Origin of the sequence: Mycobacterium gordonae, from assembly GCF_002101675.1 — a bacterium.
In the GTDB taxonomy this organism is placed as follows: Bacteria; Actinomycetota; Actinomycetes; order Mycobacteriales; family Mycobacteriaceae; genus Mycobacterium; species Mycobacterium gordonae.
In genome coordinates this window covers 22,027-35,284 of the sequence record NZ_LQOY01000082.1, presented here as the reverse complement: position 1 = coordinate 35,284, position 13,258 = coordinate 22,027, and the positions used below count along the sequence as shown (strand labels likewise).

The window sequence follows — 13,258 nt, the reverse complement described above, 5'->3', positions numbered from 1 at the left end:
GCGGCGGGCACCGGCAGCGCGTCCGGGGCCGACACCGAGCATCCCGCCGCTACCGTCAGCGGTAGCTTGCTACTACTCTGCATAGTTGAATTGCGCCTGAATTGCGACGGGGCCGACCAGGAGGCATTGCGTGAACCACTCGAACATCCGCCTGCCGTTCCGCACGGCGAAGCTGACCGCCTGGTTGGCCGCTGTGGCGCTGGCCGTGGTCGCGCTCAGTGGTTGCGGAACCGGTCAGATTTCCCAGACCGCCGCCCAGGAGCCCGCCGTCAACGGCAACCGGGTCACCATCAACAACGTGGCGCTGCGCGACATCCGCATCCAGGCCGCGCAGACGGGTGACTTCCTGCAGCCCGGCAAGACGGTTGATCTGGTGCTGGTGGCCGTCAACAACTCACCGGACGTCAACGACCGGCTGACGGGCATCACGAGCGACATCGGCAACGTCACGGTCGCCGGCGACGCCAAGCTCCCGGCCGGCAAGATGCTGATCATCGGCACACCGGAGGGTCAGGTGGTAGCACCGGGACCGGCCGAGGGCAACGGGGCGGCCAAGGCGACCGTCAACCTGACCAAGCCGATCACCAACGGCCTGACCTATAAGTTCACCTTCAAGTTCGAAAAGGCCGGTGAGGCCAGCGTGCAGGTGCCGATCTCGGCCGGCATGCCTCAAGCACACGAGGGTTCTAGCCACCCCTGACGGCCCTGCGGCGTTCCTTCCCCGGAACTGTCACCGCCTCCCGCTACCGTCACGGGGTGGCCAACGCGCGATCGCAATACCGCTGCTCGGAATGCCGCCACGTCAGCGCCAAATGGGTCGGGCGCTGCCTGGACTGTGGCAGCTGGGGAACCGTCGAAGAAGTGGCCGTGCTGGCCGCTGTCGGCAACGGCAAGCGCTCGGTGCCGTCCGGGTCACCGGCGGTGCCGATCAGCGCGGTGGAGCCCAATAAAAGCCGGCACAAATCCACCGGGGTGGACGAACTCGACCGCGTGCTCGGCGGCGGCGTGGTTCCCGGGTCCGTAACGCTGCTGGCGGGCGATCCCGGCGTCGGCAAGTCGACCCTGCTACTCGAAGTCGCCCACTGCTGGGCGCAACGGGGTCACCGCGCGCTATACATCTCGGGCGAAGAGTCCGCCGGACAGGTGCGCCTGCGGGCGGACCGGATCGGCTGCGGCGGTACCGCCTTCGACGAGGTGTACCTCGCCGCCGAGTCCGACCTGCACACGGTGCTGGGGCACATCGACACGGTGCGCCCGGCGCTGGTCATCGTCGACTCGGTGCAGACGATGTCCACCACCGAGGCCGACGGCGTCGCCGGCGGCGTCACCCAGGTGCGCGCCGTCACCGCCGCCCTGACCGCCGCCGCCAAGGCCAACGGTGTCGCGATGATCCTCGTCGGCCATGTCACCAAGGACGGGGCCATCGCCGGCCCGCGTTCGCTCGAACATCTCGTCGACGTGGTGCTGCACTTCGAGGGCGATCGCAACGGCGCGTTGCGCATGGTCCGGGGCATCAAGAACCGGTTCGGCGCCGCTGACGAGGTGGGATGTTTCCTGCTGCACGACAGCGGCATCGAAGGGGTCGCCGATCCGTCCAACCTATTCCTGGATCAGCGGCCGAATCCGGTCCCGGGCACCGCGATCACGGTGACCCTGGACGGCAAGCGGCCGCTGATCGGCGAAGTTCAGGCACTGCTGGCCACCCCGAACGGCGGCTCGCCGCGCCGCGCCGTGAGCGGCATCGATCACTCCCGAGCCGCGATGATCACCGCGGTGCTGGAAAAACACGCCGGCCTGCGGCTCGCCGTCAACGACATCTATCTGGCCACCGTGGGCGGCATGCGGCTGACGGACCCCTCCTCCGACCTCGCCGTGGCCACCGCGCTGGCCTCGGCGTACTTCGATTTGCCGCTGCCCACTACCGCGGTGACGATCGGCGAAGTGGGCCTGGCGGGCGATCTGCGCCGGGTGCACGGGATGGACCGGCGGCTGGCCGAAGCCGCCCGTCAGGGCTTCACCATTGCCCTGGTCCCGCCCGGCTGCAAGACCATTCCCGCTGGTGTGCGGGCCCTTAGCGCGGCCACTATCGTCGAGGCCCTGCAGCATCTGATTCGCATCGCCGAGCACCACACCGCGGCCGAGGTGAAGTTGCCCCGACCCGGCAGCGCCCAGTAGGGGTCCCGTTACCCAGCCGGCCATAGCAGAATGCTCGCTGTGACACGTCCGACCCTGCGTGAGGCCGTCGCCCGGCTGGCGCCCGGCACCGGGCTGCGCGACGGCCTGGAACGCATCCTGCGTGGCCGCACCGGCGCCCTGATAGTGCTCGGGCATGACGAGAATGTGGAAGCCATCTGCGACGGCGGCTTTCCGCTCGACGTCCGCTACGCCCCGACCCGGTTGCGCGAGCTGTCGAAGATGGACGGCGCGGTGGTGCTGTCGACCGACGGCAGCCGCATCGTGCGGGCCAACGTGCAGTTGGTGCCGGACCCGTCGATTCCCACCGACGAATCGGGCACCCGGCACCGCTCGGCCGAGCGCGCGGCGATCCAGACGGGTTATCCGGTCATCTCGGTCAGCCACTCGATGAACATCGTGACCGTCTACGTGGGAGGTGAGCGCCATGTGCTCACCGACTCCGCAACCATCCTGTCGCGCGCGAATCAGGCCATCGCCACCCTGGAGCGCTACAAGACCCGGCTCGACGAGGTCAGCCGTCAGCTGTCACGGGCCGAGATCGAAGACTTCGTAACCCTGCGCGACGTGATGACGGTGGTACAGCGCCTTGAGCTGGTCCGGCGCATCGGACTGGCGATCGACTACGACGCGGTCGAACTGGGCACCGACGGGCGCCAGCTGCGGCTTCAGCAGGAGGAACTACTGGGCGGCAACGACGTCGCCCGGGAGTTGATCGTGCGCGACTACCACGCCAATCCGGAGCCGCCCTCCCGGCTGCAGATCGCCGCGACGCTGGAGGAGCTGGACTCCCTGTCGGACACCGAGCTACTCGACTTCACCGCGCTGGCCAAGGTCTTCGGATACCCGACTACCGCCGAAGCCCAGGATTCTGCACTGAGCCCTCGTGGCTACCGCGCCATGGCCGGTATCCCGCGACTGCAATTCGCCCACGTCGACCTGCTGGTTCGCTCGTTCGGCACCTTGCAGGGGCTACTCGCGGCCAGCGCGAACGACCTGCAGTCATTGGACGGTATCGGCGCCATGTGGGCCCGCCACGTCCGCGAGGGGCTATCTCAGCTGGCCGAATCCACCCTGACCGAACACTAGCTAGCCGCCCTGCGCGGGCGGGGCCTCCGGCGGCGGCGCGAGCGCCGGACCAGGTGCGGGTGCCGGTCCCGGCGGCTGCGGCGGCTGGTTGAGCACGAACGGAAGCGGCTGCGAGCGCAGGTTGCCGAGCTGAACGACCAGGTTGTAGGTGCCGGGCCCGATCGCCGGCCGGGGCAGCGGGCATTTCGGCGCCGAGCCCATGCCCGTCCAGGTCACCGCGGTGGTGACCTGCTCGCCGGGGGTGAAGGTCTTGACCAGCGTCTCGTTGGACGGCGCGCAGTCCAGGTTGGACCACAGCCGCTTGTTGTCCAGCGAGTACACGTAAGCGGCCAGCACCGCGGCACCCACATCGCGCTTGCAGGACACCAGCCCGATGTTGGTGACCACCATGGTGAATTTCGGCTGGTCACCGATGTAGTACTGGGGCGAGTTGGTCAATCCCTTGACCGCCAGCGTCGCGTCGGGGCAGTCGTCGCCGTCCTTGAGCACCGGTGGCGGCTGGACCGCTGCGGTCGGTGTGGCCGACTCCGGGTTCACCACGCCCGGGGCCCCGCCGGGGGCGGGAGCCTCGGTCTGCCCGGCCGGTTGCTGCGTCACCGGCGCCTGCGGCGCGTTGGAGCCGGGATGACTCTGCGCCGAGGCGGGCTTATCGGCAGGCTTGGCCCCTGCGTTGCTACTGACGAGGGCGATGACGGTGGCGACGACAATCCCGACCACGACAACCGCGATACCCAGGGCTAGTCCCCTGCGCCGCCAGTAGATCTCGGTCGGTAGCGGGCCACGCGGTTCCAGATCCAGCACATTTCCACGGTAGGGCCAGGTCACGCATCCTCGTCTGACCCGACTCGGCGTGTCGCGGGGTTAGCTGGACAGTCCGCGTGTTAGGACGCCGCTAGACAGCTTGTTCGTGCGCCGCCTCTTCGCCGATGTCGCCGATGTGGTCGACCAGCTCCGCCTTGCCCTCAGCGAGCTGATAGGTGACACCGGCGAGGGCCAGGGTGCTTGCGGCCACGCGGTCCGCGATGATCGACGACCGGCCGGCAAGTTGCTTCAGCGTTTCGATGACATGCCGCTCCTCGAACTCGTCGACACGGCTCAGGCCGTCTCGGCGCCCCGCAAGGACCGACGGGACGACGCGTTCGACCACGTCGCGAATGAAACCGCCCGGGATCGCGCCGTCGTCGAGCGCTTCGATGGTCGCCTTGACCGCACCGCAGCTGTTGTGGCCGAGTACCACGATCAGCGGGACGTTGAGCACTGCGACCGCGTACTCGATCGAGCCCAGCACGGCCGTATCGATGGCCTGACCCGCGGTGCGAACCACGAAGACGTCGCCGAGGCCCTGGTCGAAGATCAATTCGGCGGCGACCCGGCTGTCCGCACACCCGAAGATGACGGCGGTCGGCGTCTGACCGCCGGCCAGGCTGGTGCGGTGGTCGACGCTCTGACTGGGGTGGGCGGGCTTGCCGGCGACGAATCGCTCGTTACCCTCTTTGAGTGCTTTCCAGGCGCTTATCGGGTTGCTATTCGGCATGCCAGCTATTGTGCCGGAAGTGCCGGTGATCGGCCCAGTACACATACCGGCCACCAATCTTGTCGCCTGGTATGAGCGGTCACGCCGGGACCTGCCGTGGCGCGAGCCCGGGGTCAGCGCGTGGCAGATCCTGGTCAGCGAATTCATGCTGCAGCAGACGCCGGTGTCGCGGGTGCTGCCGATCTGGACGGACTGGGTGCTCCGCTGGCCGACACCGTCGGCGACGGCGGCGGCCAGTGCGGCCGACGTGTTGCGGGCCTGGGGCAAGCTGGGCTATCCGCGGCGGGCCAAACGCCTGCACGAGTGCGCCGTCGTCATCGCGCACGACCACGCCGACGTCGTCCCAGACGACGTGGACACGTTGCTGACGTTGCCGGGTGTCGGTAGCTACACGGCCCGGGCCGTCGCGTGCTTCGCGTATCGACAGCGAGTTCCGGTGGTAGACACCAATGTTCGGCGGGTTGTGGCCCGCGCCGTGCACGGCCGGGCCGACGCCGGCAACCCGTCGGCCACCCGCGATCACGCCGACGTGGCCGCCCTGCTGCCGAATGTCGATGTGGCGCCGACCTTTTCGGTGGCGTTGATGGAACTGGGTGCGACGGTGTGCACGGCGCGAGCACCGAAGTGCGGCTTGTGCCCGCTGCAGCACTGCGCGTGGCGGGAGGCGGGTTTTCCCGCCGACAGCGCCCCGGCGCGGCGCACCCAGAGCTACGCGGGCACCGACCGGCAGGTCCGCGGCCGGCTGTTGGATGTGTTGCGCGACAACAACTCTCCCGTCACCCGTGCCCAGCTGGATGTGGCCTGGCTGACCGACACCGCCCAACGCGACCGCGCACTGTATTCGTTGCTGATCGACGGTCTGGTCACCCAGACAGCGGACGGGCGGTTTGCACTGGCAGGGGAGGGATAGACCGCACCGGACCAGGTGTTATACGAAATATATTTCATGAGTCTTGACAGACGTATTTTATCTCGCGTAATTTGCATCGCATGTACTCGAGCGCCGTTCTCCTCGCCGCCTTGTCCGTGCCCCTGCTCGCCTCGCTCGTCGCACTGGTAGCCGGCCCACGAAAGTGGGTCAGCCGACTGGGAGCCGCCGCCGCCGGCGCGGGCTTCCTAGCCGCGTGCGTGACGACGGTCGACGTGCTGCTGCACGGGCCCATTCGCGCCACCCTGCAGACCGGCCGAGGCACCCTGATCGCCGAAGTGGGAGCCGACCGGCTCAGCGCCCTGCTGCTGGTGCTGGTCTACGGGGTCAGTGCCGTCGTGCAGCTGTTCGCCCTGCGCTATCTCGCCTGCGACCGGCGGTCCGGCTGGTTCACCGCCGCCACCGGCCTGCTCACCTCGGCCTCGGCGGGCCTGATGACCGCTGGAACGCTCATCGGCCTGGCCTTGAGCTGGAGCGTGGCCGGCGCCGCGTTGTGCCTGCTGCTTGCGACCTACTGGGAGCTGCCGGCTGCCCGCGACGGGGTGCGCCGAACGGTCACCGCCTTCCTGATCGGCGACGCTGCCCTGTGGTCGGCGGTCGCGTTGATCACGCTGCTGCGGGGCAACCGGAGTCTGTCGGCGCTGAACGCCGACCTGATCGGGAACTCGTCAATACTGGCGGCGATAGCGGTGCTGATCGTCGCGGCGGCTCTGTCCCGGTCAGCGCAGATTCCGTTCCACCGCTGGTTGCCGGCCACTCTCGCGGCGCCGACCCCGGTTTCGGCCCTGCTGCACGCGGGCGTCGTCAACGCCGGCGGTGTGCTGCTCGTCCGCCTGAGTCCGATAGTCAGCGGATCGCCCGTCGCGATGGGCATCGCCTTCACCGCGGGCCTGCTCAGCATGGTCTACGGGGCGATCGTCATGCTCACCAAGGCCGACATCAAGGGCTCACTCGCATACTCGACGATGGCCCAGATGGGCTTCATGGTCGTCACCTGCGGCCTCGGCCTCTCCGCTGCGGCGGTATTCCACCTGGTGGGACACGGCTTCTACAAGGCCACCCTCTTCCTGTCGTCCGGGTCGGCCATAGCCAAACGACGCCAAAAGGCCGCTCGGCCAGCTGCTCCGGTGCTGACCCCGGCCCGGCGAGTAGCCGTGCAGCTCACCGCGCTGGTGTTACCGGCAATCGCCCTCTACCTGGCCGCCGTCGTGGTGCCGCTGCACGGCACCGAGCACGGCTCGGCCCAAGCGCTGCTGATCTTCGCCTGGGCCACGGCTGCCGCGGCGCTGCTGGGCTGGCTAGGCCGGTCGCCGAACGCGCGCGCCGTCATGGCCGCGGCGGTGGCCCTGCTCGGCGCGGCCATCGGCTACCTGGCGTTGCTCGGTGCGGTGACCGGGTTCCTCGCCCCCTCGATACCACCGGTCACCGTGCCGTCTGCCTCCGCACTCGGCATCGTCGTGATGGCCGTCGTCCTCGGGGTGCTGGCGCTGCTGCGCCAGGCTCCCGGCGACGGCTGGGTTGGCCGCCTCCAGCGCGTCATTTACACCAAAGCCCTTGTGGCCGGCAACGTTCCAGCAATCCGCCTGACTCCACAACTGACAGGAGCGCCCCGATGACCATCGTTTCTGAGCACATTTCGACCGATACGCTGCGAGCACAGCTACGCAGTGAGGTCAACCTCGCGGCCCGGGTTATTCCGACGCACTACCCGCTGGAGACCTTCATCGCGGTCAACCCACTGGCCGGACTCGAGACGATGCCCTTCGAGCAGGCCGTGCTTCGCGCCGGTGATCTCTACGGCTCGGCCGGGTTGCTGGACGAGACCGCTTACCGCGAGCTGTACCGTCGCGGGCGGATCACCGATGCCGACCTCAAATCGACACTGCGCCTGCGCTACCCCGCGTTGCTGGACGGGGAACCCGTCCAGCTCGGAACTCGGACGGTGACGCCGGCCGAGCTGCTGCTAGGCGACCTGCTGCACGGCCGTGTCGCGGCAAAGCCGCTGCGCCGCAACGTCACCCGCGCCGAGCTGGCGGCACCACAGGTAGCCGAGGAGGTGGATGCCCAGTCCGCCAAGTGGTGTGCGGCCTTCTTCGGCTCGCCTGCGGCCGGCTGGCCGATGCCCGGACGAGAGCGCGGCTTCTTCCACGCCTGGCGCGCCCTGGCTTCCGGCGACCACAAGCTGGGCCGCCAGGTGCGCGCCGAGCTGCGCAGGGTGCCAGACCGGGCTGACGACGCCGCTCTGCAGGCTCTGCAGCGGTTGGGCGTCACCGAGGACGAACGCATCACCTACCTGCAGGCGCATCTGACCCGGCTTCCGGGCTGGGCCGCCCATATCCGGTGGTATGCCGAGCGGGTCGTCGGCGCGGATGTGCTCGACTACCTGGCGATGCGGCTTTCCTATGAATCAGTGTTGTTGTCGCACCACGCTTCCGGGCCGCTACCTGAGCCGGGGCGGACCACCCGCCGGCCTATCCCGTCGGCACGGGAGCGGGCCGCGGAATTGGCCGGTCAGTGGCAACTCGATCAGGTGAGCGACACTGAGTTGGACTCTGCCGCAAGGATACTGGCAGCGTTGCCGGTCACCGCGCGGTCAGTGGTATGGCAACAGGCCTACGAAGCGCACTACCGGGATTCACTGCTGAATTCGCTGGCGCACAACACCGCCCATCGATCCGGCGAGCGGCCGCACACCCAGCTCGTGTGCTGCATCGACACTCGCTCCGAGGGCCTACGGCGCCACATCGAGGGCCGGGACGGGTACGAAACGCTCGGTTTCGCTGGATTTTTCGCGGTCGCTATCCGGTTCACCAGCCTGGTCGGCGGAGCGCCTAACGACCTGTGCCCGGTCTTGATTCGCCCCGAGCATGAGGTGCACGAAAGCGCCACAGCCGCCGCCGCGGCTCGCCGGTTGCGGGCGGGCAGCGCCATCATGGCCGGTGCCGATGCGGCCTTCCACACCGCCAAGCAGGCGCTGCTGGCTCCGTTCACCCTGGCCGAGGCCTCCGGCTGGGCCGCCGGTCCCTGGGCGGCGGCCAAGACGCTGAGTCCGACGGCCACCGGGACATTGCGTCGGCGCTTGCGCGACCGGCTGGCCCCGCCGGTACCCACGGTGCTTTCGGTCAACGACACCGTCGACCTGGCGCACCGCGGTCTCTACGCACAGGTGGCGCTCACCACCATGGGGCTCACCAAGGAATTTGGCCGGCTGGTGGTGATGTGCGGACATGGCAGCACCACCGAGAACAACCCCTACCAGGCCGCGCTGGACTGCGGGGCCTGCGGCGGGCAGCCCGGCGGTCCCAATGCACGCACCGCGGCGGCGATCCTCAACAACACCGACGTCCGAGCAGAGTTGAGCGAACGCGGCATCGACGTTCCGGACGACACCTGGTTCGTAGCGGCGCTGCACGACACCGCCACCGACCGGGTGACCGTCCTGGACGAGCATCTCGTCCCAGCTAGTCACCGCGCCGACCTGTCCCGGCTGACCGCAGATCTCGCCGCGGCCGGAGCCGAGTTGGCAGCCGAGCGCTGCGCGGTGCTACCGGGCGGGCCGGCCCGTCCGGACCCGACGCGGGCAGCGCGCCACGTCGCCAACCGATCGACCGACTGGGCACAGGTCTTTCCCGAGTGGGGGCTGGCTGGCAACGCCGCCTTCATCGTCGGGCCTCGTACGGTGACCCGCGGGATCGACCTGCAGCGCAGGGTGTTTCTGCACTCCTACCAAGCGGACGTGGACCCGGACGGCTCCGCACTGGAAACCATCCTGACCGCGCCCATGGTGGTCGCACAGTGGATCAACTGCCAGTACTTCTTTTCGACGGTCGCCCCCGAGCTGTTCGGAGCGGGCACCAAGACGATCCACAACGTCGTCGCCGGCGTGGGCGTGCTGGCGGGCCACGGTGGCGACCTGCAGCTGGGCCTGCCCCGGCAGTCACTCACCGACGGTCAGTCCTTCGGGCACGAGCCGATGCGTCTGCTGACCGTCGTCGAGGCGCCGCTAGAGCGCATCGACAGCATCGTCGAGCGCAACCCGGTGCTCATGCACCTGTTCGGCAATGACTGGGTTGCGCTGGCGGCCCGGGAAGGCCCCGGACACGACTGGCAGCGCTGGACCCGCGCCGGCTGGCGGCGCTGGGACGCCGACATCGACATCAACACCGCAACTGAGGAGGTAATCCCATGCCGCTGAACGGACTGACCAAGATGACCAAGATCGAAGTGGTCGTCGCCGGCGAACACGCTTCCGCGGTCCGCGAGCAGTTCCGCAGCGCCGGAGCCACCGGGTTCACCAGCGTCTCCGGCGTCTCGGGCCTGGGCCACCACGGCTACCACCAAGGCCGGCTGCTTTTCAACCAGCAGGCGGCATTGGAGCTGCTCATCACCGTCGTCCCGGACAGCAAGTCCGAGGCGCTGATCGCCGGGATGCGCCGCCTGCTGGACGGCTCACCTGGGGTCATGTTCGTGACCGAGACCTACGTCAGCCGTCCCGAGTACTTCAGCTGATCAGCTGAAACCCACCAAGAAAGGAAATATCATGTCCAACCCCTCATCCGCCTGGCAGAGCCTGCAAGCCGGAAATCAGCACTTCCACAACACCTTACGCAAGCAACACAGCCCTGCCAGCGAACAGCCGCCCGCCGCCGTCGTGTTCCGCTCCGCAGATTCCGACGTGCCAAGTCAGGTGGTGTTCGGTCAAAGCTGGGGCTCCCTCGTCGACATCAGCAACTGGGGACACGTCATCGACACCGGCGTCCTGGCCACCCTCGAGTACGCCGTAGGCACCCTCAAGGCGCCTTTGATCGTTATCCTCGGCCACTCGGACTCCAGCGCCATGCAGACGGCCCTTGATGCATGGAACACCGCCAAATTCCCCGACGGCGCCACCCGCGCCGTCGTCGAACAGGCGGTTTCCTCTCTGGCTCGCAAAGACGCCGGTATCAACACCGCCGATGACCTGACGACAGCTCACGTGGCGCACGTCGGAGTGTCGCTGTTGCACAAATCGCCGCTGGTGGCCAAGGCCGTCGACAGCGGAAGGTGCGCGATCGTCTGCGCCGTACTCGACCGTTCAGACGGCCGGGTCCAGGTCTGCGGGACCATCGGACAGGTTTCCGACAGTGAGACACCATTGCTGCGGGTGGTGTGAGAAGTACGGGCAGCCCGGCCCGGCGGATTCCGCCGGGCCGGCAGCTTGCTGCCAACCTCGCATGAACACACGCGATGACGGCTACGCCGGCACGGTGATCGCCATGGGCACCATGCACGGCAAGGAGCGCCAGGTGGCACCTGCTTTCGCCGCGGAGTTCGGTGCTCAGGTGATCGTTCCCTCCGGGATCGACACCGACCGATTCGGCACCTTCGCCGGTGAAGTCACCAGGACGCTGACGCCGGTGGCAGCCGCCACCGCTAAAGCCCGGCTGGCGATGAGTGCGGCCAAGGTGCCCTATGGCGTGGCCAGCGAAGCCAGCTATGACGCGTGGTACGGCGTGCTGGCCGTGCACCAGGAAATTCTGGTGTTCATCGACGACACCCGCGGCATCCAGGTGCTGGAAGGCGTCAACGTCCCCCGTGCCCCGGGCCTGCCGAAGCTGGTCGAGAGCGGGCACGAAGCCGTCGACGAGGCGCGGCGATTCGGGTTTCCCGAGCAAGGCGCTGTGGTCAAAGCCACTATTGAGGGAGGCATCCGGGTATTCGGCAAAGGACTCACGGACGCGTTCGCGCTCGTGGAGGTCGTCGATGCGGCGGTGGCGGCTGCCGACGACCACCGCGCCTGGCTGGAGCCCGATCTGCGGGCGCACTACAACCCCAGTCGCCGGGAGGTGCTCTCGGCCCTGGCGAGTCGACTCGCCGGCCGGCTCGCCACGCCGTGCCCCGGCTGTCTAGGGCCTGGATACGGAAGGGTCGCAGTGCGCGAGGGGCTACCCTGCCGAGCGTGCGGATCCCCTACCACGCTCATCGCGGCTGACGTCCTCGGGTGCCCGGCGTGTGAGTATCGCAGCGAGACGCCCCGCACGGGGACGGCCGAGCCCCGCTACTGTCCGCAGTGCAATCCCTAACGGCGATCGCAAGCGCGGCGTTGCCACGCGCAGCGGGTCGCGGCCGTCGGTCCTAGCCGCGACCGCAAGCGCGGCGTTGCCACGCGCAGCGGGTCGTGGCCATCGGCCCTAGCCGCGACCGCAAGCGCGGCGTTGCCGCGCGCAGCGGGTCGTGGCCGTCGGTCCTAGCGCCGGTCAGGACAGCGCGGCGACCAACTCACCGACAGTGTGGTTGGCTTCGAGTGGGTGGCGCAGTCTGCCGTGGGGATTGACCTCGTAGACGTTGCGGCGGCCGACCTTGGCCTTGGTCAGGTAACCCTCGGCGGTCAGGTCGGTCAAGATGGCCTGCACCGAGCGCTCCGTGATACCGACGCGCAGCGCCAATTCGCGCGCCGTCAACTCCTCGCCGGTCGAGAGGCAGAGCAGGACGTGCGCGTGGTTGGTCAGGAACGTCCAGCTCCGGTCCTGCATTTCCAGCGCAGGCGGCGCTATCCCCCTGCGTTTCCCCGCAACAGCCACCGCTTGATGATACCCATGCCCGATTCGCGTAAACGGCTTCGCCAATTCACCCGCGCGCCGCGCGCCGGAACCAACCCGTTCCGGTAGCACCACCCGCGCCGGCCGGTACCGCGCCTGACAAGAGCAGGCCAGCCGCCGATCGGAGGGTGGCGAGACGGTGTTCGCTTTACCGGTCTGTGTCAGCCAGGAACGATTCCACAGCCCGGCGGTATGCCTCGGGCGCGTCGTCATGCACCAGGTGGCCGGCCTCCGGTACCGCTAAATACGTTGTCGGTAAATCCCTTTGAGCCATCTGGCGCATCTGCCCGGGCGGCGTGACGGTATTGCCGGCCTCGATCAGCAGCGCCGGAGCGCGCACGGCATGCCACTGCGCCCAGTAGTCGCGTGTTCCCCACTCGGCGGCGATCTCGATCCAACTGGCGGTGTGCCCGTGCAACCGCCAGCCCGTGTCGGTACGGTCGAACGCCTCCAGGAAGTACTGTCCGGCGACCGGCCCGAACTCTGCGAATATCCGCTCGGCAGAATCGAATTCGACGGGCAGGGCGTGCAGCCAAGGTTCCCACGGCCCGGTCGTCCGGCCCACGAAATCCGGGGCCATGTCCTCGACCACCAGCGCGCTCACCAGCTCCGGCCGCTCGGCGGCCAGGCACCAGGAGTGCAAGCCCCCCATCGAATGCCCAATAAGGACGACGGGAGTGTCCAGCGAGCCGACGGCGTCGCCCAAGTCGGCGACGAAGCGTTCGGTGCTGATCGGATAGGGGTCGGTTACGTCGCGCCCGCGGTGCCACGGAGCGTCGTAGGTGTAGACCGCGCCCAGCCGGGCGAGCCACGGCAGCTGCCGCGGCCAGGTGGTGCCGCGTCCCATCAGTCCGTGCACCAAAACCAACGGCCTGCCCGCCCCGCCGCGATGGGTCAGCAGATCGTCGGGCATGTTCGGCACGGTAGCCTAGCCAC

General features: G+C 68.5%; 13 protein-coding genes. 9 read left to right on the top strand and 4 right to left on the bottom strand.

The genetic code is table 11. The features are described 5' to 3' along the window. Positions 1-130 precede the first annotated feature (130 nt). The 3 genes from AWC08_RS14155 to disA are packed head-to-tail and all read left to right on the top strand — an operon-like array spanning position 131 to position 3,282. On the top strand, positions 131-700 hold the full coding sequence (locus AWC08_RS14155) for a copper chaperone PCu(A)C domain-containing protein (protein ID WP_142283572.1): 570 nt from the start codon (positions 131-133) through the stop codon (positions 698-700). A gap of 56 nt (positions 701-756) precedes the next feature. Continuing rightward, positions 757-2,175, top strand: a complete 1,419-nt coding sequence (gene radA, locus AWC08_RS14150) for a DNA repair protein RadA (RefSeq protein ID WP_069434247.1) — start codon at positions 757-759, stop codon at positions 2,173-2,175. Positions 2,176-2,205: 30 nt separating this feature from the next. After that, entirely contained in the window at positions 2,206-3,282 is a 1,077-nt protein-coding gene (gene disA, locus AWC08_RS14145; RefSeq protein WP_142283571.1) for a DNA integrity scanning diadenylate cyclase DisA, read from the top strand. On the opposite strand, the gene AWC08_RS14140 is transcribed toward disA, so the two are convergent. Beyond that, the gene (locus AWC08_RS14140; RefSeq protein WP_142283576.1) at positions 3,283-4,083 is read right to left on the bottom strand and encodes a hypothetical protein; all 801 of its coding nucleotides are present in this window, start codon (positions 4,081-4,083) and stop codon (positions 3,283-3,285) included. 91 nt (positions 4,084-4,174) lie between these two features. Continuing rightward, positions 4,175-4,816 (bottom strand): carbonic anhydrase, encoded by a 642-nt coding sequence (locus AWC08_RS14135; protein WP_065132066.1) that lies wholly within the window; start codon positions 4,814-4,816, stop codon positions 4,175-4,177. On the opposite strand from AWC08_RS14135, the gene AWC08_RS14130 reads away from it, so the two are divergent. From AWC08_RS14130 to AWC08_RS14105, 6 genes are all read left to right on the top strand, one after another. Next, positions 4,815-5,726, top strand: coding sequence for an HhH-GPD family protein (locus tag AWC08_RS14130; protein ID WP_069434248.1), 912 nt, complete (start codon positions 4,815-4,817; stop codon positions 5,724-5,726). The two genes, AWC08_RS14135 and AWC08_RS14130, sit on opposite strands and share 2 nt — an antisense overlap. Before the next feature lie 80 nt (positions 5,727-5,806). After that, complete coding sequence (locus AWC08_RS14125; RefSeq protein WP_069434249.1) at positions 5,807-7,360, top strand: proton-conducting transporter transmembrane domain-containing protein; 1,554 nt, start codon at positions 5,807-5,809, stop codon at positions 7,358-7,360. Continuing rightward, on the top strand, positions 7,357-9,939 hold the full coding sequence (locus tag AWC08_RS14120) for a DUF2309 domain-containing protein (protein ID WP_069434250.1): 2,583 nt from the start codon (positions 7,357-7,359) through the stop codon (positions 9,937-9,939). The genes AWC08_RS14125 and AWC08_RS14120 overlap by 4 nt, the downstream gene beginning before the upstream one ends. Continuing rightward, complete coding sequence (locus AWC08_RS14115; RefSeq protein ID WP_065132062.1) at positions 9,930-10,253, top strand: P-II family nitrogen regulator; 324 nt, start codon at positions 9,930-9,932, stop codon at positions 10,251-10,253. Before AWC08_RS14120 ends, AWC08_RS14115 begins: the two co-directional genes overlap by 10 nt. 31 nt (positions 10,254-10,284) lie before the next feature. Next, complete coding sequence (locus AWC08_RS14110) at positions 10,285-10,896, top strand: carbonic anhydrase (RefSeq protein ID WP_065132061.1); 612 nt, start codon at positions 10,285-10,287, stop codon at positions 10,894-10,896. A 61-nt stretch (positions 10,897-10,957) separates the two neighbouring features. Further along, positions 10,958-11,806 carry a DUF6671 family protein gene (locus AWC08_RS14105; RefSeq protein WP_069434251.1) on the top strand — a complete coding sequence of 283 codons (849 nt, stop codon included), beginning with the start codon at positions 10,958-10,960 and terminating at the stop codon, positions 11,804-11,806. A 174-nt stretch (positions 11,807-11,980) separates the two neighbouring features. On the opposite strand, the gene AWC08_RS14095 is transcribed toward AWC08_RS14105, so the two are convergent. Both AWC08_RS14095 and AWC08_RS14090 read right to left on the bottom strand, forming a co-directional pair. Further along, entirely contained in the window at positions 11,981-12,256 is a 276-nt protein-coding gene (locus tag AWC08_RS14095) for a helix-turn-helix transcriptional regulator (RefSeq protein WP_142283575.1), read from the bottom strand. 214 nt (positions 12,257-12,470) lie between these two features. Further along, positions 12,471-13,244, bottom strand: a complete 774-nt coding sequence (locus tag AWC08_RS14090; protein ID WP_142283570.1) for an alpha/beta fold hydrolase — start codon at positions 13,242-13,244, stop codon at positions 12,471-12,473. Positions 13,245-13,258: the final 14 nt, after the last annotated feature.